Annotated in this window: 23 protein-coding genes; 11 read left to right on the top strand and 12 right to left on the bottom strand. The window is 42.0% G+C overall.

Annotated features, from left to right (window positions below):
- Positions 1-365: 365 nt before the first annotated feature.
- A complete protein-coding gene (locus JFY49_RS10875; protein WP_180042169.1) occupies positions 366-971 on the bottom strand; it encodes a LysE family translocator in 606 nt (201 codons plus the stop codon).
- A 113-nt stretch (positions 972-1,084) separates the two neighbouring features.
- On the opposite strand from JFY49_RS10875, the gene JFY49_RS10880 reads away from it, so the two are divergent.
- Positions 1,085-1,579 (top strand): Lrp/AsnC family transcriptional regulator, encoded by a 495-nt coding sequence (locus JFY49_RS10880; RefSeq protein WP_180042167.1) that lies wholly within the window; start codon positions 1,085-1,087, stop codon positions 1,577-1,579.
- Between the two features lie 196 nt (positions 1,580-1,775).
- Here the strand turns inward: JFY49_RS10880 and JFY49_RS10885 are convergent, their stop codons facing one another.
- The 7 genes from JFY49_RS10885 to JFY49_RS10915 all read right to left on the bottom strand — a co-directional run bounded on the left by JFY49_RS10885 (position 1,776) and on the right by JFY49_RS10915 (position 7,981).
- Entirely contained in the window at positions 1,776-2,147 is a 372-nt protein-coding gene (locus tag JFY49_RS10885; protein WP_166167842.1) for a hypothetical protein, read from the bottom strand.
- Between the two features lie 276 nt (positions 2,148-2,423).
- A complete protein-coding gene (xerA, locus tag JFY49_RS10890; RefSeq protein ID WP_180043199.1) occupies positions 2,424-3,317 on the bottom strand; it encodes a site-specific tyrosine recombinase/integron integrase in 894 nt (297 codons plus the stop codon).
- 35 nt (positions 3,318-3,352) lie between these two features.
- The gene (locus tag JFY49_RS10895) at positions 3,353-3,976 is read right to left on the bottom strand and encodes an alpha/beta fold hydrolase (protein ID WP_180043194.1); all 624 of its coding nucleotides are present in this window, start codon (positions 3,974-3,976) and stop codon (positions 3,353-3,355) included.
- A gap of 105 nt (positions 3,977-4,081) precedes the next feature.
- The gene (gene dapF, locus JFY49_RS10900; protein ID WP_180043193.1) at positions 4,082-4,924 is read right to left on the bottom strand and encodes a diaminopimelate epimerase; all 843 of its coding nucleotides are present in this window, start codon (positions 4,922-4,924) and stop codon (positions 4,082-4,084) included.
- A 14-nt stretch (positions 4,925-4,938) separates the two neighbouring features.
- Positions 4,939-6,183 (bottom strand): diaminopimelate decarboxylase, encoded by a 1,245-nt coding sequence (gene lysA, locus JFY49_RS10905; RefSeq protein WP_180043192.1) that lies wholly within the window; start codon positions 6,181-6,183, stop codon positions 4,939-4,941.
- A gap of 38 nt (positions 6,184-6,221) precedes the next feature.
- Positions 6,222-6,443 (bottom strand): LPS translocon maturation chaperone LptM, encoded by a 222-nt coding sequence (gene lptM / locus JFY49_RS10910; protein WP_180043191.1) that lies wholly within the window; start codon positions 6,441-6,443, stop codon positions 6,222-6,224.
- 134 nt (positions 6,444-6,577) lie between these two features.
- Positions 6,578-7,981, bottom strand: coding sequence for an amino acid permease (locus JFY49_RS10915; protein WP_200222857.1), 1,404 nt, complete (start codon positions 7,979-7,981; stop codon positions 6,578-6,580).
- 284 nt (positions 7,982-8,265) lie between these two features.
- On the opposite strand from JFY49_RS10915, the gene radA reads away from it, so the two are divergent.
- From radA to JFY49_RS10930, 3 genes are all read left to right on the top strand, one after another.
- Positions 8,266-9,657, top strand: coding sequence for a DNA repair protein RadA (gene radA, locus JFY49_RS10920; protein WP_086196223.1), 1,392 nt, complete (start codon positions 8,266-8,268; stop codon positions 9,655-9,657).
- Between the two features lie 114 nt (positions 9,658-9,771).
- A complete protein-coding gene (locus JFY49_RS10925; protein ID WP_200222858.1) occupies positions 9,772-10,728 on the top strand; it encodes a Tim44 domain-containing protein in 957 nt (318 codons plus the stop codon).
- A 138-nt stretch (positions 10,729-10,866) separates the two neighbouring features.
- Positions 10,867-11,382, top strand: a complete 516-nt coding sequence (locus JFY49_RS10930) for a tetratricopeptide repeat protein (protein WP_200222860.1) — start codon at positions 10,867-10,869, stop codon at positions 11,380-11,382.
- A gap of 93 nt (positions 11,383-11,475) precedes the next feature.
- Here the strand turns inward: JFY49_RS10930 and JFY49_RS10935 are convergent, their stop codons facing one another.
- Together JFY49_RS10935 and JFY49_RS10940 are read right to left on the bottom strand one after the other, a co-directional pair.
- A complete protein-coding gene (locus tag JFY49_RS10935; RefSeq protein ID WP_200222861.1) occupies positions 11,476-12,051 on the bottom strand; it encodes a hypothetical protein in 576 nt (191 codons plus the stop codon).
- A 140-nt stretch (positions 12,052-12,191) separates the two neighbouring features.
- The gene (locus tag JFY49_RS10940; protein WP_200222862.1) at positions 12,192-12,698 is read right to left on the bottom strand and encodes a cysteine peptidase family C39 domain-containing protein; all 507 of its coding nucleotides are present in this window, start codon (positions 12,696-12,698) and stop codon (positions 12,192-12,194) included.
- 223 nt (positions 12,699-12,921) lie between these two features.
- Here JFY49_RS10940 and ahcY point away from each other — a divergent pair, with 223 nt between their 5' ends.
- The 7 genes from ahcY (at position 12,922) to JFY49_RS10975 (ending at position 23,686) form a co-directional block, all read left to right on the top strand.
- On the top strand, positions 12,922-14,304 hold the full coding sequence (ahcY, locus tag JFY49_RS10945) for an adenosylhomocysteinase (RefSeq protein WP_166167372.1): 1,383 nt from the start codon (positions 12,922-12,924) through the stop codon (positions 14,302-14,304).
- A gap of 227 nt (positions 14,305-14,531) precedes the next feature.
- On the top strand, positions 14,532-15,368 hold the full coding sequence (gene metF / locus JFY49_RS10950) for a methylenetetrahydrofolate reductase [NAD(P)H] (protein WP_180043186.1): 837 nt from the start codon (positions 14,532-14,534) through the stop codon (positions 15,366-15,368).
- Between the two features lie 29 nt (positions 15,369-15,397).
- Positions 15,398-16,114, top strand: a complete 717-nt coding sequence (locus tag JFY49_RS10955; protein ID WP_200222864.1) for a 16S rRNA (uracil(1498)-N(3))-methyltransferase — start codon at positions 15,398-15,400, stop codon at positions 16,112-16,114.
- A 171-nt stretch (positions 16,115-16,285) separates the two neighbouring features.
- The gene (locus tag JFY49_RS10960; RefSeq protein ID WP_200222867.1) at positions 16,286-19,147 is read left to right on the top strand and encodes an EAL domain-containing protein; all 2,862 of its coding nucleotides are present in this window, start codon (positions 16,286-16,288) and stop codon (positions 19,145-19,147) included.
- A 145-nt stretch (positions 19,148-19,292) separates the two neighbouring features.
- Positions 19,293-21,572 (top strand): NADP-dependent malic enzyme, encoded by a 2,280-nt coding sequence (locus JFY49_RS10965; RefSeq protein WP_086196232.1) that lies wholly within the window; start codon positions 19,293-19,295, stop codon positions 21,570-21,572.
- Positions 21,573-21,653: 81 nt separating this feature from the next.
- Positions 21,654-22,889 carry a multifunctional CCA addition/repair protein gene (locus JFY49_RS10970; protein ID WP_200222870.1) on the top strand — a complete coding sequence of 412 codons (1,236 nt, stop codon included), beginning with the start codon at positions 21,654-21,656 and terminating at the stop codon, positions 22,887-22,889.
- A gap of 110 nt (positions 22,890-22,999) precedes the next feature.
- Complete coding sequence (locus JFY49_RS10975) at positions 23,000-23,686, top strand: hypothetical protein (RefSeq protein WP_200222872.1); 687 nt, start codon at positions 23,000-23,002, stop codon at positions 23,684-23,686.
- A gap of 42 nt (positions 23,687-23,728) precedes the next feature.
- Here JFY49_RS10975 and epmA read toward each other — a convergent pair whose 3' ends face one another.
- A complete protein-coding gene (epmA, locus tag JFY49_RS10980; RefSeq protein WP_200222874.1) occupies positions 23,729-24,709 on the bottom strand; it encodes an EF-P lysine aminoacylase EpmA in 981 nt (326 codons plus the stop codon).
- The gene (locus tag JFY49_RS10985; protein WP_200222876.1) at positions 24,706-25,773 is read right to left on the bottom strand and encodes a 4-phosphoerythronate dehydrogenase; all 1,068 of its coding nucleotides are present in this window, start codon (positions 25,771-25,773) and stop codon (positions 24,706-24,708) included. Before JFY49_RS10985 ends, epmA begins: the two co-directional genes overlap by 4 nt.
- Positions 25,774-25,810: the final 37 nt, after the last annotated feature.

Genomic DNA, 25,810 nt, shown 5'->3' on the forward strand with positions numbered 1-25,810 from the left:
AGCATCATTTTCCTTGAACTTGGCGTTCATATTTTTTTCACACACTTTTATTAAGATGAAATTCCTGAATATTTATTTATTTTTTAACCATTGATTTTTATTATTTTTTTATTTGATTAACTTCATCAAAAGTTCTGATTTAATACTTCTTTTCGATCAGTTTCTGACAGGTCTGGCACACATTGCTGACAGAACAACCAAAGTAATGAATTGTCATTTAAGACAGATTCCGCTAAATTTTTCAGTCTGTTTGCCCTAAAATCGACCTCTTTTTCAAGTTAAAGATGTAACAAATTACTTTATTACGGCTAAATACCCTTCCATACAGGCAAGCATGCCATAACAGCATACTTGCTTGACATTTATCAGTTCATGATCAGCCAGGTTGCCGCCAGCATTAACAAGCCGCCTGAAGCGCCATCAATCCATTTCTGTTTACGCTCATCAATATGGGTTTTTTGGGTCACTTTGGCAAAAATCACACTCAAACTGCCATACACCACAAAGATGAGTCCAATAAAGATCAAGGACAGGATTAAACCCTGATTCACCATGTTCCCGGCTTTATCAATAAATTGCGGTAAAATTGCAAAATAGATCAGCATACCTTTGGGGTTCAATAGCGCAGTAAAGAAACCTTTTTTAATGGGATTGGATGATGATTTTCTCTCGATGATGAATTTATTGTCACTGAATACCGACTTAATCAAACTCGCAGACAGAAACAATAGATAAGCGATCCCGAGCCAGCGAATACTTTCAAATAACACCGGGAACGAGACTATAAGGGCTGCAATGCCCAAAGCCATCAAAACAGAATGGACCAAATAGCCCAAGCAAATCCCTACAGTTGCCTGCATGCCTGCTTTTGCATCTTTCCCCATCACTTGAGACAGGATAAACAGCATATCTGGTCCAGGGGTGAAAATAAGTGGAATAACCGTTAAGGCAAACAGTACCAATACAGACATTTTCTTTTCCCTTTCCATGTCTTGAAAGTGAAAATCAGTATCGGATAAATAGTACAAAATAGGATTTCAAATATTCTATAATTATGATTATCTTTCGAATTATATTCTAATTTATGAAACTATCTTCCAAATTTGTTTCAGTAAAACTGGATCGTATTGATAAAAATATCATTCGTGCCTTGCAGAATAATGGCCGTATGCAAAATAACGATCTGGCCTGCGAAATTGGACTGTCGCCATCATCGTGTCTGCGTCGGGTGAAATTACTGGAAGAAGCAGGCGTAATTCAAAATTACACCACTGTGGTAGACCCGCAAAAAGTTGGCTTGCAGCTGATTTTGTTTTCACGCATCTGGCTGGTAGGTCAGGATGCCGAGACGATTGACTGCTTTATTGAAGCGATGAAAGAACTTCCTCAAGTGATGGAATGCTATATCATTTTAGGGGAATGCGATGCCATGCTGAAAGTGGTCGTGCCCGATCTGGAAAGTTACCGTAAATTTCAGTCGGTGCATCTCACCAAGAAAAACGGCATAACCAGTGTAAAAACGGATTTACCCAGTCAGATTATTAAACAGAGTTTCCAGTTACCGCTCGATAATCTTTAGGCACGTTCATAATTTTTCAGTATGTTAAAAATTGCCGTGCAAATAAATCTGTTATTGCTTAGATTGAAAATTGAAGTGCAGCAACAAGAACTTACTTAGCTTTGAGCTTGATAACCTTATAAAACTTTAGGGCTACATCAATGATATCGCATGAAATCAGGTAGCCCTTGATCAAGTCTGCAAATTAAAAGGCTGCTTATACAGGCTGACTTTGTAAAAAGTCACGATGGATGTGGCTTAAATCAATTAAATCATAAGCCTGAAGATTAAATATGTTCCAGACTGCTAAAAAGTCTTCTTTTAAATCTACATTTGATGTGGCAATGGGACGTTCCTGCCATTGCAGGTCTGAAATCCACAGATAGGTCTGTTGGGTCACATCATTAATGGCCTGTACCTTACCTTCTGCATTGATGCCCTGGACATGCGCACCTGCAGGTAAAACCGGTTCGATATTAGGCAAACTTATTTCGACAAAATGTTTAACTTGACGAAGGCCATAACCTGCAAAAATTTCTTTTTGCGCAGCCGTTAACTGGTCATATTTCTCTAAAATATCTGCAATCATTGTTCCGCCTATCATTTTCCTTTCCAATATTTAACTGACCAGTAGTGAAAGCATACATAATTTCATTGCTATACATGATTCATGCAATTCACTGTATGGTTAGAGGTGATTCTTATACCTTATAAATTGACTTTTTATTATCCGACAATAGTTCAAAATGTCATCTTTATGCCCTGATATTTTTTCATACGCTTATTTAACTTTAATGAACTCCGGTGACTGCTGCTAAAATAATTAAGCAAAGTCCGGACCAGATTGATTCAAATTTTAACATTATTACGGTTTTTTAACCTGTGCTCGCGGATGTGCCTGATCGTACACCTGAGCCAAATGATCAAAATCAACATGGGTATATATTTGCGTGGTGGTTAAATTGCTATGTCCCAGCATTTCCTGTACCGCACGTAAATCCCGGCTGTTGGATAGCATATGACTGGCAAAGCAATGACGTAACAAATGTGGATGCAAATCAACATTCACCCCGGCACGCAGGGCTTGCAGTTTCACCCGGTTTTCAATTTGCCGCGCACCCAGCGGATTGCCCTTTTGGGTAATAAACACATGGGCATCCGGGACAAAATCACCGTGCCATAATGGATAGACTTGCAGCCACTTCATTACTGCATCTCGAGCCTTGCTGCCAAAAGGCACCACCCGGGTTTTATTGCCTTTACCGGTAATACGTAACAGCTGACGGTTAAAATCGATATCTTTAATCCGCAAACCTTGCACTTCAGCCAGACGTAAACCACTGGAATACAATAGTTCTAAAATGGCTTTATCCCGTAGCCACATTTGTTGCTGTGCTTCGGTTTCAGGTGCCGGCTGATCCAGAATCTGGTTCACGGTTTCAATATCGACCATGCCCGGAAGCGGTCTGGGAATACGTTTTAACTGAAAATCATCCGCCGGATTAAACGCCAGATACTGCCCCTGCTCGGCCCATTTCATAAATTGGCGTATGGATGAGAGCATCCGCTGTAAACTGCTGGAACTTAAGCCTTGCTGTTCCACTTTATGGGCCAAATATTCACGCAGATCTGTAGTTTCGATATTGGCCAGATCCAGTTTTTTAGCTTCACAAAAGTTTAAAAAATCGGAAACGTCACGTTCATAAGCCTGCAAGGTATGTCTGGACTGATTTTGAATTTCACGTTCTTTGAGCCACATTGCGAGCAGTTCAGTTGTGTTTGTTTGTAATGACATTAACTATCCCTTGCTCTGCTTTCCAGTGAATTTAAAAAATCAGAGACCCACGCTGCTGTCTCTGTAGCGTGCTGCGCAGCAAATAAATGATCTCCACCCTGAATAACCTGAAACGATGAGTCTTTTAATGTCTGATGTAAATACTGCCCAACAGCCACAGGGCTGATGGGATCGGCATCTCCCCATAGCAGTAATGTTTTTTGCTGAATGGCTGAAAGTTGAGAGGAATAATCCAACTGTACAGTAGAAAACCAGTCCGGGTAATTCAGGAACTGGTTTTTATAGGCCGTGCGCCAATCCTCGACTTCAAATGGACTTAAATCAATCCCGCCTGATGTCGCAATCAGTACCATAGCTTTAATTAAATTAGATTTTTTCAATGCAGCCTGTATGGCAAAAATTCCGCCCATCGACTGTGCAATCAGTACCGAATCTTGCTGAATCTGGTCCAGCACATAATCACTCAGACTATTAAAATCATATACATCCTTCTGCGCTGGTTCTTGACCGAACCCAGGATAGGCAATCACTTGGACTGTATAATCTGCTGACAGCAGTTCAATCAGGGGCTGCCAAAATTCAGTACTTCCAGATGCTCCTGGAAGAAAAATCAAATGCGTCATTTAAGCTCTAGGCTAAAAGCAATAATCCGTACAGCATAACGCATTTAGAGGCATAAAAAAGCACCATCATAGGGACAGTGCTTTTTTCATCAAAACATGAGTTTACTATTGGTAATAACTCAAATCGATACGACCCTGATAGACGTTTGCTGTTGGACCAGTCATCCACACCACATCGCCTTCTTTCCATTCAATTTGTAACTTGCCACCAGCCAATTCAATTTCAACATTATTAGCCAACAGACCACGGCGCATTCCTGAAACCGCAGCGGCGCATGCACCTGTACCACAAGCAAGAGTTTCACCGACACCGCGTTCAAAAACACGTAAACGGGCATGCTTTTCATCAATGATTTGCATAAAACCGGCATTGACACGTTGCGGGAAACGCTCATGTGATTCTACTTGTGGTCCAATACGTGCGACATCTGCGGTAATCACATCGGGAACGATGGTCACTGCATGTGGATTGCCCATATTCACAACATCAATAGTCAACTTTTCATTGTCGGCCAGCTCAATGTCATACAAGTTTTCCGGTTCATCTGCCAAAAACGGAATTTCACTTGGCAAGAATTTAGGATAACCCATATTGACGCGAACCCAGCCATTGGCACCCAGCTCAGGCTCTACAATACCGGCTTTGGTCTGCACTTTAATTTTGGTTTTGGTGGTGAGCTGACGCTCATGCACAAAACGTGCAAAACAGCGCACACCGTTTCCGCATTGCTCCACTTCAGAACCGTCAGCATTGAAAATACGATATTTAAAATCGACATTGGGTAAATCAGGCGGCTCAACAATCAGCAACTGGTCAAAACCGATGCCAAAGTGGCGATCTGCCAAACGTTGAATGGTGACAGTATCCAGGTAGGCACGCTGACTGATCAGATCAACCACCATGAAGTCATTGCCCAGACCATGCATTTTGGTAAATTCTAAAAACATCTCAGACATCTCCATTATGGCAATAAACGTTCACGTTCCCACAAAGATTCAATGCTTTCGCGCTCACGAATCAGATGTGCCTGATCACCATCCACCATCACTTCAGCAGCACGTCCGCGACTGTTATAGTTCGAGCTCATCACGAAACCGTAAGCACCCGCACCCAACACAGCCAGTACATCATTTTCTTTGATTGCCAGCTGACGCTCTTTACCCAGGAAATCACCGGTTTCACAAATCGCCCCGACGACATCCCACTCTTTCGCTTCAACGTCAGTACGTGGAATCACTTCCTGAATATCCATCCATGCTTCATACAAAGCAGGACGAATCAGGTCGTTCATCGCGGCATCAATAATGGCAAAGTTACGGTGATTGGTCGGTTTGAGCAAATCGACTTTAGTCAGTAACACACCGGCATTGGCAGAAATACTGCGACCCGGTTCCATATACACTTTTAGACCCAGCTTTTCCAAAGCTGGACGTAATGCATTGGCATATTCTTCTACAGATGGAGGCGTTTCATCTTTATAGGTCACGCCCAAACCGCCACCGATATCAATGTGTTTTAGATTGATACCTAATTCTTTAAGTTTCTCAATCATCACAATCACACGATCCAGCGCATCAACAAAAGGCTGGGTTTCAGTCAATTGTGAACCGATATGACAGTCAATTCCCACAACATCCAGGTTTGGCAACGATGCAGCATATTGATAGGTTTCAAATACCGTATCGGAAGGAATACCGAATTTGTTTTCTTTTAAACCGGTTGAAATGTAGGGATGAGTTTTGGCATCGACATCCGGATTGACACGCAAGGAAATTGGGGCTTTTTTACCTAAGCTTGCTGCCACTTTTTGAATACGGTCCAGCTCAGCATAAGACTCGACATTAAAACATGCAATGCCTACTTCTAGCGCTTTTTGGATATCCGCTTCAGATTTACCTAAACCCGAGAATACAATTTTAGAAGCATCACCACCCGCCTTAAGAACACGCGCCAGTTCACCACCAGTAACAATATCAAAGCCCGCGCCACGCTTGGCCAGTACATTCAACACCGCAAGGTTAGAGTTTGACTTTACCGCAAAACAAATTTGATGATCGATAAAGCTAAAAGCACGATCCATATCTAAATAATGCTTTTCAAAAGTCGCTTTTGAATAAACATAAAGTGGCGTGCCAAATTGCTGCGCAAGCTGTTGTAGAGAACATTGCTCGGCATGCAAAACCCCATTGATGCGGGTAAAACTCATGAATGTATCCTTTCGATGACGCGTTTAGATATTAAAAATTAATTCGTTGCAGCAGATGAAGCAGGAAGCTCTGGTGCTACTGGAGCGGCTTCTTGCTTATTTGAGGATTGCTGTTTTGAATCTACATTGGGATATAACAAATATTTTGCACGTTTGTTGTAATTCGGATCACTCGGTAGCTGCAAAGCTCCAGACTGACCACAACCGACTAAAGCAAAACCTGTCGCCAATAAACTGATGCAGCAAATGACAAGACGCATCTGACCACCTATTTGATATTTTCGAAGAAGTATAACCTGATCATGGGACATGACCAAAGCCCTAAACGCTAGAGATTATAGTGAGATAAAAAAAAACGCCAGTTTCAAACTGGCGTTTTCATTTTCTAGCCTGATTATTTATGTTTCGGTTTGTAGAAACCAAAGTAACCAATAATCAAAATAATGAACCAGATTGGGCTGACCATCAGCGCTTTCATGGTGTCTGCTTCTAAAGACAACACATAAATCATGCCAATAAAGAAGATGATTACCAACCAGCAGGTAAACAATCCACCAGGAAGTTTAAAGGTTGATTTGGCATGCAGTTCTGGACGTGTTTTGTAATACACGATATAGCTCCAGATAATCATCAGCCAGACACAGATAAACAGGATGGTTGAAAGTGTGGTTGCAAGAGTAAACGCTTCAACCGTATTCGGTACAAAGTACTGAAGTGCAGCACCGAGTAACAAACAGATTGCCGAGAAATACAGTGCATTGGCAGGCACAGCACGTTTATTTAAATGACCGAAGGCTTTAGGACCCTGCTCTTCACGTGACAGACCAAACAGCATACGGCTGGTCGAGAACACCCCACTGTTCATGGATGACATCACCGAAGATAACACCACCAAATTCATGATAATCGCTGCAGCAGCAATACCGGCCTGGCTAAACAGGTTGACGAATGGACTGATGTTCGGATCAATCTTGTTCCATGGCGTAACTGACATGACAATGACCAGTGCCAGCACATAGAAAATGATAATACGAATAGGGATCGAGTTGACTGCTTTAGGCAAGTTCTGTTCAGGATCTTTGGTTTCAGCTGCTGTGGTACCCACCAGTTCCACACCGACGAAGGCAAAGATGGCAATCTGGAAACCGGCCAAGAAACCCGTTACGCCTGTTGGAAATAAACCGCCATGTGACCAGAGATGAGTAAAGGAAGCGACTTCACCTGCGGTAGAAGAAAACCCGGTAAAGATCATCCACAGACCCACAGCAATCAATACGACAATGGCAATAATCTTGATTAAAGCAAACCAGAACTCTAACTCACCGAACAATTTAACGGTAACCAGATTCAGCCCCATAATAAATACAATGGCGGCAACACTGATCATGACCCCTTCACCAGGCGTAAACGGCAGCCCCCCGTTAAAGAACTGCAGATAATAAATAATGGCCGACAAGTCAGCAATACCAATGGTGATCCAGCACAGCCAATAGGTCCAGCCGACAAAATAGCCCGCCCACGGACCAATCAAATCGGTTGAAAAATCAATAAAAGACTTGTATTTCAGGTTAGACAGTAACAGTTCGCCAAGCGCACGCATGACCAAAAAAACCATAAAACCAATAATCATATAAATGATCAGAATGGATGGTCCGGCCAGGCTGATGGTTTTACCCGAACCCATGAACAAACCTGTACCAATGGCCCCGCCAATTGCAATAAGCTGCAAATGCCGATTCGACAGACTCCGCTGCAGTTCACCACCTTCATTCGGTGAACTATGATTCTCATTTGACATTGTTATTTTCGTCTCTCAATTTCGTGTGATAAAAGTAGCTCAAATTAAAAAAAATAAATAAAGTTTTTTGAGCGTTTGTTAAATATTTTTCAAGCTTGACTGTGTTTTTGTCGCTTTTTCACGCAATTTCGGTCCATTTTGTATTCCTTTTCTGTATTTCCCTTCAAGTTAGCAGTTTACGTGCCAAGATAAAGTTTGGCGAGAATTCATGCAAGAAATTGTATTTCCATACAGCTATTGCTACATTCTTCATCCATCTTCTGATTTATATAGATACCACTCAAATGAGCAAAGTCAAAACTGTTTACCGTTGCGAACAATGTGGAACTGACCATCCGAAATGGGCGGGACAATGTTCAGAATGTGGTGAATGGAACAGCCTGCTCGAAGTCACTCTTGCACCCGCAACAACACACCGTGCCCAGCCTAAAATGGGCGGTGGCTATGCCGGTCAGGCAGCAACCATCACCACCCTGAATAAAGTTTCTGTTTCACATGAAACACGCTTGGCTACAGGGATAGGTGAATTTGACCGCGTTCTGGGCGGTGGTCTAGTCACCGGTTCAGTGGTTCTGATTGGCGGTGATCCCGGAATTGGTAAATCCACGATTCTTTTACAAACGGCGACCCATATGGCAGCTGCGCAGAGTTCTGCACTCTATGTGACTGGTGAAGAATCGCTGTCGCAAGTCGCTTTGCGTGCCCATCGTCTGGAATTGCCGACTGAGCATCTTAAAGTCATGGCAGAAACCTGCGTGGAACGAATCTGCGAGGTACTTGCGCAAGAACGCCCTGCTGTTGCCATTCTGGATTCGATTCAAACCTTATATACCGAAACCTTGCAGTCGGCACCGGGTGGTGTATCACAAATTCGTGAATCGGCAGCTTTACTGACCCGTTTTGCTAAAAATAGTGGCACGGCGCTGTTCATTGTGGGTCATGTGACCAAAGAAGGCGCATTGGCGGGACCCCGTGTACTGGAACACATGGTCGACTGTGTCCTGTATTTTGAAGGACAATCCGACTCACGTTACCGGATGATTCGCGCGGTAAAAAACCGTTTCGGGGCAGTCAATGAACTGGGCGTGTTTGGCATGACCGATAAAGGCTTACGTGAAGTCTCCAATCCGTCCGCTATTTTCTTAAGCCGTTATGATGAAGCCATTCCCGGTTCAATTGTGATGATCAGCCGCGAAGGCACCCGTCCCCTGTTGGTCGAAGTACAAGCTTTGGTGGATGATGCGCATGGTCAACCGCGTCGTGTGGCACTCGGTCTGGAACAAAACCGCCTGAACATGCTGCTGGCTGTCATGCACCGTCACGGCGGGGTGCAAACCTCTGGACAGGATGTCTATGTCAATGTTGTTGGCGGTCTCAAAATTACCGAAACTGGTTCAGACCTGGCTGTTTTACTGGCTTGTGCTTCAAGCTTGCGTGGCAAAGCCTTGCCACAACAACTGGCAGTATTTGGCGAAGTCGGACTGTCTGGTGAAATTCGTCCGGTGCCAAATGGTCAGGAACGTTTAAAAGAAGCCATTAAGCATGGTTTTAAATACATTATTTTACCGCGTGGCAATGCTCCCCAAAAGCCGATTCCAAATGTTCAGATCATTTCAGTGGCACGTTTGCATGAAGCATTAACTGAAGCGATGAACTTGAGTGAAGAGTTGGCTTAAGCTTAAACACATGAAAGGTTATGTAAAAAAATCACCAATTTGATATTGAAATTCGGTGCAAATGACTGCATAACTATAAAGCTCTAATTTACTTTTTTATTTAGGAAAAAATCGATGGAAGTTCGACAGCGTGGTTTGATGGCCGGTATTTTAATGGCAGCTATGGTGGTTGCACCAATGGCCGAAGCAAAACGTGCAGGTGGCGGTAAAAGTCATGGCATGAGCCGTTCTGCTGCTCCAACCCAATCTTACCAACAACCGCGTCAAGTTACTCCTGTTCAACAACCTGTTGCCCCTGCCCAACAAAAATCGGGTTCAGGTGTAGGTAAAATGGTTGCTGCTGGTGTTGCAGGTGCTGCAGTTGGTGCGGTAGCTGCAAATGCTTTAGCAGATGACAAAGCTGCAAGTGATGCACAGACTCAGCAAGAGGAAGAAAAAGGCGGAATTCCAGGCTGGATCTGGATTCTTCTGGCAGCAGCAGTCGCTTTCTTCTTGTTCCGTAAATTCGGAGCAAAAAAAAAATTAGCAGCTAATAATCCGTATGCACCAAACAATGCGGGTAATACAGCACCGTTTGGTCAGCAAACTGCGGCACCACGTACTTCAAATGACAGCACCAACATTTTTGGTCAGTCTGTAGGTGGTTCTGCAGCAACTCAAGTGCCTTTTGGTGCTGCTTCAACACAAAGTGGCAACCAGCTGCCAGACGGTACTGAACCTGCTGCTTTCTTGCGTGTTGCTCGTCAGCGCTTTAACCATATTCAGTCTATGAATACAGCAAGCAACATTGCTGAAATTCAACGTTATTTAACGCCTGATCTGTATCAGTCGATGTATAATGACATTATGGCGAATCAAGATCAGGACGTTGCCGAGTTCTCTAACCTGAATGCAATGGTGGTCGATTCTGCAACTGAAAATGGTCAATATGTGGTGAGCGTACGTTTCACAGGTACAGTAAGTGAAGATTTGAACAGCTTGCCACAGCCATTTACTGAAATCTGGCACTTTGTAAAACCTGCCGGTTCTAATCAGGACTGGTTGGTTGCCGGTATTCAGCAAGAACACTGAGTGTTTGTGAACACCCTCTCGGTTAAAAGCACTGACATGAGTTGATGTTTTTAGTCACGATACTGTAAAAGCCAATCTTCGGATTGGCTTTTTTATTTCATTCCTTTTAGGCTATAGCAAAAGTTTCTGGATATAGGTATGTCTAACCGAATTTCTCCTCCTGCCTCACTGATGAATTTAGCCATTACAGGAAATGCAAAAGCACAATTTGAACTGGCTGAGCTGTATATGCAAAGCGAGCATGATGATGACATTGTTCTTGCCGAAGAATGGGCACTAAAAGCCGCAGAAAATGGCAATATCGAAGCGATGTACTGGCTGGGTGAAGGTTATACCGTTTATGCCAAAGACTTGGCTGAAGAAGACCCGGAAGAATCCAAAGCACATTTTGAACTCGGCTATTACTGGCTGAGCAAAGCCAATATACAGAAACACCCTGCTGCGACTTTAGAATTGGCGGGTTATTTCCGTCGTGGCGATGTGATTGAAAAAGATGTGGCCAAATCTGTGTCTTTAGTCAAGCAGGCTGCTGAATGGGGCGAAGTTCAAGCCATGCGTGATTTGGCTTTTATCTATGAAAATGGTTTAGGCATAGAAATAGATGAAGAAAAAGCGGATTACTGGACTGAAAAAGCACAAGCAGCTGAAAAATAAATTAAAGATGAAAAAGCCCATCATTTGATGGGCTTTATTTTTCATATATTCGACTTTAATGATGAAAAAAATTTAGTTTTGACTTAATCCTGATTATATTTTACTGACAATTTTTTCAATTTTGGGTTTGATATATTCCAAAAGTTCTAAATACTTTTCTAAATCTCTTACTCTCATTATACTATAATTACTTAAGTCTAATTCAAACGGCTTATTTATCAACGCTTTCGTTCTACTGAGATCCCGATACTTATAACCATCTCTATTCGCTTCTACTCTCATCTTTTTAGCTTCAATAAAATCATGAGACAAAAATAGAATATATTTATCCTCAATTATTTTAGGGATAGAATGTGCAATTAAATTTCTTAAAAATAAATTCACATGTAATTTCTGCAATAATAAAACCACGTCATCATCAAAATATTTAATAATTTCAATATTTAACAATAGTTGTGCTAGTGGAAGCGTTTTTATTTCATTTTTATATGTTTTTATTCCTTCATAGGCTACTAACCTTTTAATCTCATACTCTAACTCATTAAATTTAATCAAAATATCTATAAGTAGAATTTTTTCAGAATTTGGCAATGTACTTGAAAGTAGTTCACTCCAATTTTCTTCAGTAAAACTATCTACTTTTAATGTAGTGTCATATAAATCATCCATACTCATTCCCTAATTTTTTATGTCCACTAAGTACCTTATACACACCGAAATCCAAAACCTCTATTCCAGAAATTTCAAAATTCGAAGGATTTAAATTCTTCTAATTGAACTTTATTTAATGACTGAATTTATAAAAAACTCTAATAATCAGCAACAATCACTTGTCTGCAAATCCCTTCTGCATTTCGTTGTTGTTCAAATATAGCCGTAGGCATCGCATCAAAACTGTCAAAGAAACAGATTTCATCTTCATTGACATCATAAACAAGGGAGTGATTACCCACACCTTCTAATGTGTCGTAATAGGCAATCACAAATTTATTTTGATCAAATGCTTGTTGAATTTGCTGATAATTTAATGCAGGAAGAATAGGTAAATTCAGTTGCTCAGCTTCCTGGTAACTAAGCTTTTCACTCTGCTGAAGATCAGGATCAGGATCGGTATAAAACTGCACATGAAAACCAAACTTTTTCAGACCGACAGCTAAGCCGATGGTCGTCGTGCCATTTTCTGAATCATATCTACATACCTCTACCAGCTGCTGAATATCGGCATCAATACCTAAATGTTGCAGCAGCATCCATACTGCAAAAATTCCGCCATTTGCTTCCAGACGGGCTAATTCTTCAGGCATTTCTAAAGCCATAATAAAAGCTCAAAAATATAATTGTGTTGATAATAATCAATTTCAGATTGGAACAAAATCAATTTCCAAGTACAATACTTCGCTAGTCGAGGGATGCTGCGACGTTTTACAGGTACAAAATGTAAAAGCGCCAGGCTCGACGATCGGTTGAACTTGTCTGATCAACCAACAACGGCATCCGCGAACTGAATGATCAATTTTTGTTTTTTATAAGGAGATCGTGATGAACGCGGTTAATGCTTCATTTACAGATTATAAAGTTGCCGATATTTCCCTAGCTGACTACGGCCGTAAAGAAATCAAACTTGCTGAAGCAGAAATGCCAGCGCTGATCGGCTTACGTAAACGCTACTCAGCAGCAAAACCACTTGCAGGCGCGAAAATTCTCGGCTGTATTCACATGACCATTCAAACTGCAGTTTTAATTGAAACTTTAGTTGAATTGGGCGCTGAAGTACGTTGGACTTCTTGCAACATCTTCTCTACTCAAGACCACGCTGCTGCTGCAATTGCTGCACGCGGTATTCCTGTTTTTGCCTGGAAAGGTGAAACCGAAGAAGAATACATGTGGTGTCTGGAACAGCAAATCAATGTCAATGGCAAACCTTGGGATGCCAACATGATTCTGGATGATGGCGGTGACTTGACTGCTCTTGTTCACGAAAAATATCCTGAAGTGTTAGCGAAAATCCATGGTGTGACTGAAGAAACCACCACGGGTGTGCAACGTCTTTATGAAATGTTACGTGACGGCACTTTAAAAGTTCCTGCAATCAACGTAAATGACTCAGTAACCAAGTCTAAAAACGACAACAAATACGGTTGCCGCCATTCTCTAAACGATGCGATCAAACGCGGTACTGACATGTTGATGTCTGGTCGTCGTGCATTGGTGATTGGTTACGGTGACGTAGGTAAAGGTTCTGCTCAATCACTTCGTCAAGAAGGTATGATTGTTCGCGTAACCGAAATCGATCCAATCTGTGCGATGCAAGCATGTATGGACGGTTATGAAGTTGTATCTCCATACAAAAACGGCGTGCAAACAGGTAAAAAAGAAGACGTAAATGCGGATCTTCTTCAAAACACTGACTTGATCGTAACGACTACAGGTAACTACCACGTATGTGACGCTGCAATGTTAGATACATTAAAAGCAGGTGCAGTGGTGTGTAACATCGGTCACTTCGATACTGAAATCGATACCAACTACCTACGTGGCTACAAATGGGTTGAAGTTAAACCTCAAGTACACCAAGTGTATCGTTCAGAAAATGAAAACGATTATTTAATCCTCCTTTCTGAAGGTCGTTTAGTGAATCTGGGTAATGCGACTGGTCACCCATCACGTGTGATGGACGGTTCATTTGCTAACCAGGTATTGGCTCAAATGCACTTGTTCGCCGAAAAATTTGCTGATCTTCCTGAAGAGCAAAAACAGGCTGCAATTCGTGTAGAACTGCTTCCTAAGAAACTGGACGAAGAAGTTGCTGCTGCAATGGTTGCCGGTTTCGGTGGTGTCTTGACTCAATTAACTCAAGAACAAGCTGACTACTTAGGTGTTCAAGTTGAAGGTCCATTCAAATCTGAGACTTATAAATACTAATACCCCTCACCCCATCCCTCTCCCTGAGCTTGTTTTAAGCACTGCTTTAAAACAAGTGCAAGAGAGGGTGAGCACCAGATTTATTTCCGATGGATGTTTAATTTCATCATATGAATAAATATGGCTTAAACCCTGCATAATTCAGTAATGAATTCTCCTCTCCCTTTGGGAGAGGTCAGGGAGAGGGTGAAAAATTAAAACAGTATTGATAAAAAAGGATTTGAAAAATGACCAAACGTGTTCCAATTTCTTTTGAGTTTTTCCCGACTAAAACTGATGCCGGGGCGGAAAAACTTCGTGTTGTTCATAAAGAATTACAACTGTTAAATCCTGAGTTCTTTTCAGTGACTTATGGTGCCGGTGGTTCCACTCGTGAACGTACACTTGCTGCAATCAATGACTTTAATGGCAAAGGCACGCCTGTTGCCCCTCACCTGTCTTGTATTGGTGATGACAAAGCGCGTATTGCAGAGTTGCTGGATTTGTATAAATCACAAGGTATCGACCGTATTGTTGCACTGCGTGGTGACTTGCCTTCAGGTCAGGTTGGCTTGGGTGAATTACCTTATGCGCAGGATCTGGTTCGTTTTATCCGTGAACATTCAGGTGATCACTTCCACATTGAAGTGGCCGCTTACCCGGAAATGCACCCACAGGCAGAAAACTTTGATAAAGACATTCAACACTTTGTCGAAAAAGCCAATGCCGGTGCCAATGCCGCTCTAACCCAGTTCTTCTTTAATCCGGATGCCTACTTCTATTTTGTAGATCGCATTCAGAAAGAAGGTGTGAACATTCCGGTGGCTCCGGGTATTATGCCAATTACCAATGCCAGTAATCTGATTCGCTTCGCAGATGGTACCGGTGCAGAAATCCCGCGCTGGATTCGCAAGCAATTGGCGACTTATGGCGATGACACGGCAAGTATCAAAGCCTTTGGTCATGAAGTTGTGGTGAAATTGTGTGAACGTCTGCTTGCAGGCGGTGCACCGAGCTTGCACTTCTACACCATGAACACGACAGATCCAACACGTCAACTCGTGACTGATCTTGGTCTAGCTTAATTTATATCTGATTTGTGAGTAATACTTAAATGCCACGTTTTTATATTGAAGCTGACTTAGCAGTGGATATGAATGCTGAATTAACTGAAACGGTTTTTCATCACTGGGTCAAAGTATTACGTGCACAAGTCGGTGAAAAAGCCACCTTGTTCAATGGACGGGGTGGTGAATATGAAGTTACGCTTATTGAAGTCGCAAAAAAATCAGCCCGTGTTTCTGTCGATTCCTTCAATCCTGATGACCGTACTCCAGCTTTTAGTACATTGCTTGGACAGGTAATGAGTAAAGGGGATCGAATGGATTATGCCATTCAAAAAGCCACAGAACTTGGCGTATCCAAAATCCAGTTGCTGACTTCTGAACGCTGTGAAATGCGCCTTAAATATGATCGTGACCAAAAGAAAATAGATCACTGGCAAGGCATTGCCATCGCTGCCTGTGAGCAATGCGGCATGAACAAAGTTCCCGAAGTGTTAGCACCTGTATCTTTACAAGACTGGTTAGAAACAGAACTCCCGACCACAAAACTGGTGCTTGCTCCGAATAAAGATCAAGTGAATGTGCTGGAAAATGCGACACAAGACATTGCGCTATTAATTGGACCTGAAGGTGGTCTAAGTGAAGCGGAAATACAATTATTCAACCAAGCAGGCTTTATAAACTGGTGCATCGGCAATCGTGTATTACGAACAGAAACGGCGCCGATTGTTGCTTTATCTATTTTAAATTATAACTTAACTGTATAGTTCATCAAAATTTGGATGAATAACTTGTGATGTGATTGATTTTTTTCAACAACATTATTACTCTTGAATTAAAGATACAAATGTATATTTAAAATACAGTTTATTTTTTTAACTCAATCAATATTTAGAAAGTAAATTTATTGCAAAATAATAATTAAGGTTTTTGCCTGTATGTCAGATCTTCAAGACGAGTATATTAAACAGCATGTGAATGCTGCACAAATTAGCAATACAATTCGACTTAGCCGCTTCTTTATAGTCAGTATTGTGATTGTATCGGCATATGTTTATGGCATTTACCAATTTTATTTTATAAAACCTTCTTTTTATTTCAATTTTTGGTTTATAGGCACTGAACTCTTGTGTTGCCTGTGTTTACTGATTAACAGTGTTTATTTTAAACCCGACCAATTTGCCTTAGCTCATGCGCATCGTTGGCTACAAATTCAAAGTTTAGTGATTGGTAGCTGTATTGCCTTAGGTATGGGCTTGGTTTACTACTATTTACCTCAATACAACCCTGCCTTTAGTCATGTTCATGCCTTAATTTTGTCAGCATTATTACTGATTGTGAGTCAGGCATTTGCCCTGACCTTTTTAACCCAGCGCTTAACTTATTTCTGTCTGGCATTTATACCTGCTATTTTCCCTTATCTGGCTTCACAATTTATCAGCACAGAAACATCCGATCCTTTATTCCATCTCACTATTAATTTTGCACTGATTGTCATTTTATTATGCGCCAATATCACATCGCGTATTCATCAGCGTATTTCTGCACTTTACTCAAAAAACAACCGTTTAGTTGAAAATGCCAAACAACAGGTTTTATGGACGGATGAATTATGCAAACAGTTACAAGCTGAAATTAATAAATCAAAAGATATAGAGCTGCAATTACAATTAAACAATCAGCTGCTGGAGCAAAAAGTTAAAGAACGAACTGTTGATATTGCCAAAATGAATGCCGATCTGGAAAATCAGCAACAGAATCTGGTTTTGGCGCATGAAATTGCCGGACTGCGCCCCTGGGACTGGAATATCAAAGATCGTGAAATTCTGGTGACGGATGCAAAACAGCAAAAAACCCTGAAGCCCTCTAAACTGCATCATCATCAACTGCAAAACATTATTCATCTGGATGATATTGAGCAGTTCAAGCATGCAATGAAACAACATTTACGTGGTCAGTCACCACTTTATGAAGCGAGCTATCGAATTCAGAACAGCAATGGCAAGTGGAAATGGGTTCATGATATTGGTCGGGTCATTGCTCGTGATCCGGTCAATAAAAAGCCCCTGCGCATGGTGGGTATCCGTCGTGACATTCATCAGGAACGTACCGATCAGGAACGCTTAAAATTAGCTGCCAGTGTACTTCAGCAAGCAACTGAAGGCATTTTTATTCTCGATGATCAGCTATGCTACATTGATGTCAATCCATTTTATGAACAACTCACCGGTTTTACTCACCGACATATTATTGGCAAAAATTTATTTGATATTACGGAAAATTATCAGTCACAACAAAGAAACAGCCACTACTCGATTCTTCAGCAGCTGGGAAAAATCGGTGAGTTTGATGGTGAACTGCAGGAAACATTCCTTTCAGGTGAAGAAGCAACCATCTGGATGCGCATTAATGCCATTAGCGATGAGCAGAACCGTGTCACTCACTATATCGGTATCGTCTCCGATTTAACTGAACGTAAACTGCAAGAACAACGGTTGTCTTATTTAGAAAATTACGATCCTTTAACCGATTTGCCGAACCGTTTTTATTACAACTACCAGTTACATCAATATTTAATTAGTCAAAAAGATTCCATTAAACAGCTGGCCGTTATTCGTTTAAATATCGATCGTTTCAGGCCTTTAAATGAATTTTTAAGTAATAGTGGTGGTGACGAACTGTTACGCCAAGTTGCACAAAGACTGCGACTGACCAATACCGAAGCATTATTTGTAGCGCATCTGAATGGCGATGATTTTGCAATTGTGTATGAGATTTCACCTACTCACCCGTCAATTCAACATCATTGTGAACGTATAAGTAAAGCTTTTTCCTTACCCTTTAACATTTTCGATCAGGACCATATTATCACCCTGTCCATGGGCGTTGCATTCTATCCGGAAAATGGACGTCAGCTGGATTATCTGAATAATTGCGCTGAGCAGGCCTTGACTGAAGCAAAAAACCTAGGCGGCAATGCCTGTCGTTTCTACTCCAATAACAGTAGCGCTTTACTTGAACAAGGCATTTATCTGGAACGCGATTTGCGCCATGCCATCAATAATAACGAGCTCATTGTTTACTATCAGCCGAAAATAAATTTCAGTGATCAGAATATTTACGGTTTTGAAGCACTGGTGCGCTGGAATCATCCAAGCAAGGGCATTATTCCACCCAACCTGTTTATTCCCTTGGCAGAACAAACCAGCCTGATCTCGGATATTGGCCGGATTGTGATTCAACAAACAGCCAAACAGATCCGCTACTGGAACAATATCGGGTTTGACAATATTTGCATATCCGTCAATGTGGTGGCCCAGCAATTACAACGCGGACAATTGCTGGAAGATCTGGATCATGCCATCCAGACCTATAACATTTGTGGTTCCAGCCTGGAACTTGAAATTACCGAATCATCGTTACTGGAAAATTCAGTCACGGTGAAAAACCTGTTGAATGAAATTAAAAAACGGAAAATTCATATCTCGCTCGATGATTTTGGCACAGGCTACTCGTCCCTGTCTTATCTTGCCGATTTCCCGATTGATATACTTAAAATAGATCGCAGTTTTATATCTAAAATCGGAAAAAATAAGCAGGAAGCAATTGTCAGTGCTATGATCGCCATGGGCAAAGCCATGGGAATGATGGTGGTTGCAGAAGGTATTGAAACCAAGCAACAGCTACAGTACCTGCAAGATCTGGAATGCGATATTGCTCAAGGTTTCTTTTTTTCCAAGCCGCTTCCTGAAAAAGAAGCCACCACATACCTAGAACAACATCGACTTATACCTTCTTGATATAAGTCAACCTTTCATCCCCCAACTTTGCCTGAAAAAGACACATACGCGACTGTGATAAGGTCGCAACAAATGTTATATTCGATGCAACCAAGCAGAAAACCAGCAGCTTTGCTGAATTACTCCAGTAACAAACGAGATACAGATGGAAGATCAATCTTTAAAACAACAGGCATTGTATTATCACGAATTCCCAACACCAGGAAAAATCAGCGTCACGCCTAGCAAGCAACTGGTCAATCAACGTGACTTAGCGCTTGCCTACTCACCAGGTGTTGCTGCACCATGTCTTGAGATTGAACGTGACCCTTCAACTGCTGCCCTTTATACTGCACGCGGTAACCTTGTAGCAGTGGTGAGTAATGGTACTGCAGTACTGGGTTTAGGAAATATCGGTCCTTTGGCATCTAAACCGGTAATGGAAGGTAAAGGCGTACTGTTCAAAAAATTTGCCGGTGTCGATGTATTCGATATTGAAATTGATGAAAACGACCCTGACAAAATTGTCGACATCGTGGCCGCGCTAGAACCTACTTTTGGTGGGATTAACCTTGAGGATATCAAGGCACCAGAATGTTTCTATATCGAGCAAAAACTTCGTGAACGCATGAACATTCCTGTGTTCCACGATGACCAGCACGGTACCTCTATTATTGTGGGTGCAGCTCTTCTGAATGCATTGCAATTCAACGGCAAAAAAATTGAAGAAATCAAGATTGTCGCTTCAGGTGCAGGTGCAGCAGCACTGTCTTGCTTAAATCTTCTTTGTGCCCTGGGTGCTAAGAAAGAGAATATTATCGTTGCCGATTCACGTGGTCTATTAACCACTCAGCGTGAAGGTCTGGATGAATCTAAAAAAGCATACGTACAAGACATCACCGCTACTCAGCTCGGTGAAGTACTTGAAGGTGCTGATATGTTCCTGGGTCTGTCAGCTGCCGGTATTCTCACCAAAGAAATGGTGAAAACCATGGCTGCAAATCCGATTATCTTTGCCTTGGCAAACCCGGATCCAGAAATTCTGCCTGAACATGCACATGAAGTTCGTGATGACGTGATCATGGCAACTGGTCGTTCAGACTATCCAAACCAGGTAAATAATGCACTGTGCTTCCCATATATCTTCCGTGGCGCGCTTGACGTTGGCGCAACCACCATCAATGAAGAAATGAAGATTGCCTGTGTACATGCCATTGCGCGCATGGCACATGTTGAAGCAGACGCAGCATCGTATGGTGAAAAATCAGCATCATTTGGCCGTGATTACTTAATCCCGCGTCCACTCGATCAACGCTTGATTCTTGAAATTGCCCCGGCAATTGCACAGGCAGCGATGGACTCTGGCGTAGCCACTCGCCCGATTCAGGACTTCTCTGCTTACCGTCAACGTCTGTCTGAGTTTGTTTACAACTCTGCATTCATGATGAAACCAATTTTCGCCCAGGCGAAAACTGATCCTAAGCGTATTGCCTATGCTGAAGGTGAAGACCTGCGTGTACTTCGTGCCGTACAAATTGCAGTCGATGAAGGTCTGGCGAAACCCATCCTTGTCGGTCGCCCTGCAGTGATTGAAGCAAATATCAAGAAATTAGGTCTACGTCTTGAAGATGGGGTGAACATCACCATCATCGATCAAGAAAAGAACCCACATTACGAAATGTTTGCTGATGACTACTACAGCATCATGCAACGTAAAGGTGTGACACCTGAGTATGCGCAACGTGAAGCACGTCGCCGTTCTACCTTAATTGCATCTATGCTGGTGAAACACGGTCTTGCAGACGGTATGCTGTGTGGTACCTACTCAAGTTACGACATTCATCTGGACTTCGTAAGCAACATCATTGGTAAGAAAGAAGGTCATAACACATTCTTTACGCTCAATGCATTAATGCTTGAAGACCGTAACCTGTTCATCGCGGATACATACATTAACCGTAACCCGACAGCTGAACAGCTTGCTGAAATGACCATTTTGGCTGCTGAAGAAGTACGTCGTTTTGGTGTAACACCACGTATCGCACTTCTTTCTCACTCAAGCTTCGGTAGCGACCAAGATGACTTAAGTGCGCAAAAAATGCGTAAAGTGTATGACATCTTGTCTGAAACTGCGCCTGAACTGGAAGTTGAAGGTGAAATGCACGGCGATGCGGCACTTGATGAAAACATCCGTCACTTTGCTTTCCCGAACTCACGTTTCAAAGGTTCTGCAAACTTGCTGATTATGCCAAATCTGGATGCAGCCAACATTTCGTTTAACCTGTTGAAATCGACTTCAGGGAATAACGTTACCATTGGTCCTATCCTGTTAGGTGTATCTAAACCTGTCCACATCCTGACACCAACTACGACTACACGTCGCTTGGTGAACATGACTGCATTAACCGTTGCTGAAATTCAGGAAAATGAAAAATTAGCCCTTTGATTTAGTCAGCTAGATCACATTTTGTGACTTGAGAAAACCTCTATTCTGTAGCATGATTGCTTGAAGAATAGAGGTTTTTTCATGCAAGTTTATTTAGTAGGCGGTGCGGTTCGAGATCACTTGCTCGGGCACCCCTATCACGAGAAAGATTATGTTGTAGTCGGTGCAACACCGGAACAACTTCTTGCTCAGGGCTATCAGCCTGTGGGTAAGGATTTCCCTGTTTTTTTACATCCAGAAACAAAAGAAGAATATGCACTGGCACGCACTGAACGTAAATCAGGTCGTGGCTATCATGGCTTTGAATTTTATACCGATCCGAGCGTTAGTCTTGAAGATGATCTGATTCGTCGTGACCTGACCATCAATGCCATGGCCATGGATAACGAAGGCAATATTTATGATCCTTATGCGGGTCAGCAGGACTTGGAACAACGCATTTTACGCCATGTATCCGATGCCTTTGTTGAAGATCCACTCCGTGTTCTACGCATCGCCCGCTTTGCTGCACGTTATAAAAGTTTAGGCTTTAGCGTGGCAGAAGAAACCCTCACCTTAATGAAACAATTGGTGGAATCAGGTGAACTCAATGCGCTAATTCAGGAACGTGTCTGGAAAGAAACTTCCCGTGCGCTGATGGAAGATCATGCCGATGAATATTTTACCGTTTTACGTACCTGTGGTGCGTTAAAAGTCCTGTTCCCGGAGCTGGATGCTTTATACGGTATTCCACAGCGTCCTGAATATCATCCGGAAATTGATAGTGGCATTCATACCATGATGTCATTACAGCAAGCTTGTAAAGCCAACTATTCTTTAGATGTCCGCTTCGCAGTGCTGGTTCACGACTTAGGTAAGGCCTTGACACCGGCAGATGAATTACCGCGTCATATCATGCATGAAGAACGCGGGGTCAAACCGGTGACTGAAATCTGTGACCGTTTGAAAGTCCCAACCAATACCAAACAGCTGGCCATTGCAGTCTGTAAAGAACATTTAAAATGCCATCAGGCTTTAAGCCTGAAACCGGGTACTTTATGGCGTTTACTGCAACGTCTGGATGTGTTGCGTCGCCCTGAACGAGTGGAGGCGTTTATACAGGCTTGTGAATGCGACTCCCGTGGCCGTTTAGGGCTGGAAGATCGTGACTATCCTCAGGCCACTTATATACTTAATGCAATGGAAGTGGTCCGCAATATTAAAGCGCAAGACTTACCTGCCGATGTGAAAGGTCAAGAAATTGGTGAGATGTTGATTGAGCGTCGCATTAAGGCTTTGGCTGAATTGAAAGCGCATCATACGGCTCTTGCTGAATAAGCATGTTCCTAAATAAAAAGGCTCCTATTGGAGCTTTTTTTATTTACCTACTAAATATAATATTTATCATTAATATAGAGTAACTTGTACCTTTTTATTAGGTAAAAAACATGATAAATAAAGAAATAAGCTCTTTTCTAAAAAGTATTTCTATATTTATAGAAAATGCTTCATCGCAAAAAAAATTAAATGAAGAATTAGTTCAACAAGGATGGTATCCAAATACCATTACAATTCGACATAAAAAATTTGTTAACGAGTCTATCGATGATTTTATGATCCGCTGTCTAACTGAACATTATTATGAAGACATAAAATCAGAATATTTTTATAACTCTTATCCTCATAGACGTAAAATTTATGAAGAAGCATTTAAACTCTATGAAGAACAACGATATTTAGCAGCAATACCTTTATTTTTATCACAAATTGATGGAATTATTTCAGAGTCTGGATTATCTGGAATGTTTTTAGGTGATAACAAATTGAATAACAATTCTAAACCTGAGAAATTGAAGTTTTTTGAATATTTAAAGTTCCATATTCATTCACACTCAGGCAAAAGTTTAATTAAATATAATGAAAACATAATTGAATTAGGAGGTGAATTAAGCATATCAAAAGGCACAAGTCAAATTCAAAACCCTGATGAAATTGAGCATTTAAACAGACATGGGATCTTACATGGCAATAAAAAATTCTTAGATTACGGTACCCAAATAAATACGCTTAAGGTTATCTCTTTAACTTTATTTATTATGAACGCCATTGAAAAACTTAAAATTGAGAGTACTTAACCTCACTTAGTGAAATTAAGTACAAATTTCATATTCTTCTAATTACGACACGTCCGCCGGAAAAGCAATCACTTTTTCAAGCTTCATTTGCTCTGTAGCGACCATTAACAAACGGTCAATGCCTAAAGCAATACCGGAACACTCTGTCATGTGCGGTAATGCAGCAAGCAGATATTCATCAACCGGCATGACATGTAAGCCCAGTTTTGCACGTTCGGCATTATCTGCTTCAAAACGGGAACGCAGCACATCGGCATCAATCAATTCATCATAAGCATTGGCCAATTCCAGACCTTCAATATACAGCTCGAAGCGGGCAGCCACCAGTTCCCCATCCTCATCGATTCGGGTTTTGGCCAAGGAAGCCAGTTCAGCGGGGAAATCGGTTAAAAATACTGGCGTATCAAAACCCAGACTCGGTTCGACAAAATGCGAAAAAAGCAAATCGATATAACCCAGGCGGTCATCACCTAAGTCCAGGTTGAGGCCAACCCGGTTACAGCAGTCTTTCAGCTCTTTTAAACTGGCTTGTAATGGATTGATATTCAGACGATCCATAAAAGCGTGTTTATAGCTGAGGATCGTTGGACGAACTTCACCAAAACGCTGTTTTAAAGTCACATTGAGCAAATCGGTTACTTCAAACATCAAATCTTTCAAGCTAAATCCGGGACGGTACCACTCCAGCATAGTGAACTCGCTATTGTGTTTACGCCCATGCTCATCATCACGAAAAACTTTGCAGATTTGATAGATCGGACCACTGCCACTGGCCAGCAGCCGCTTCATGGCAAATTCGGGCGAGGTTTGCAAATAGTGGGTGTGTAATTTGCCTTGTAAATGACGCTGTGCCTGTATAGAGGCCAGATGTACATCGGTCACTCCGGCCTGCGATAAGACTGGTGTTTCAACTTCCAGTACATTCCGTTCAGCAAAGAACTGACGGATTTGCGCATACATTTTGGCACGTGCCTGCATGGCCTTTAAGTCACAAGTCGGCTGATAAGCAATAGACTGACTCATGCCTTCGGCCCTCCATGTGCTGCCCATTCACGGCGTAAGGGATAGGTTTTACGCAAATAATCAAAGGCTTTTTGCTCAACCTTGCCATCTTTCAGGCAGGCCCTTAAGTTTGCATCATCACGGGCAATATCATAGATTTGGGTTAAATATTGCTTTAACACAGCCTTTAAATCACGCTCTTTAAAATATGGTTCACAGACAGGCAATTGCGTTTCAAATTGCTTTGTCGCTGGGTAATTAAAGGTACTGCAGAATGCATCGTAGATCATTTGTGTACCACGTGCCTTTCCTTCCAAGCTATACCCGGCAATATGCGGTGTGACCAAACGAATTAAATTTAACAGCTGTTCTGAAATTTCAGGTTCGTGCTCAAATACATCGAGAACTACTGGACGCTGGGTCTGTTGAATATCGACAATTAAAGCCGATTCTTCAACCACCGGTCCTCGTGCCGAATTAATTAAAATCGCTGTAGGCTTCATCTGTGCTAAAGCTTCAGCATTGATGAGATGGTAAGTTGGATGATTGCCTGTTTTAGTTAAAGGCACATGGGTGGAAATCGCATCGGCTGTTTTTAATAGGGTATTTAAATCTACTTGCTCAATTTGTTCACGCTGTACGAAGGGATCATGACCAATCACCTTCCAGCCCAGAAATTTGGCCATAACAGCCAGACGTGAACCGACATTGCCCAGACCGATAATGCCCAAAGTAAAGCTGTCATTGGCATCGATCAGTTCAGGTTTTAAATGCAGTAAAGCGGTAATCACATATTCCGCAACGGCCTGCGCATTACAGCCGGCAGCATTCGACCAGACAATGTTGCATTGTTCTAAAGCAGCTATATCCAGATGATCGGTGCCAATGGTCGCACTGCCGACAAATTTTAATTTTGTGTCCTGAACCAGCTCGGCATTGACTTGGGTCACAGAACGCACCAGTAACGCTTCTGCATCTTTCACATCCGCATGGGTTAAGGTTCGTCCTGCAGCCTGCTGAATTTCTCCAAAATCGGCAAAGAAATATTCAGTAAATGCCAGATTTTCATCTGCGACAATTTTCATAATGCAATCCAATGATCTTATGCTGATTATGATAACG

This window comes from Acinetobacter sp. CS-2, from assembly GCF_016599715.1.
In the GTDB taxonomy this organism is placed as follows: Bacteria; Pseudomonadota; Gammaproteobacteria; order Pseudomonadales; family Moraxellaceae; genus Acinetobacter.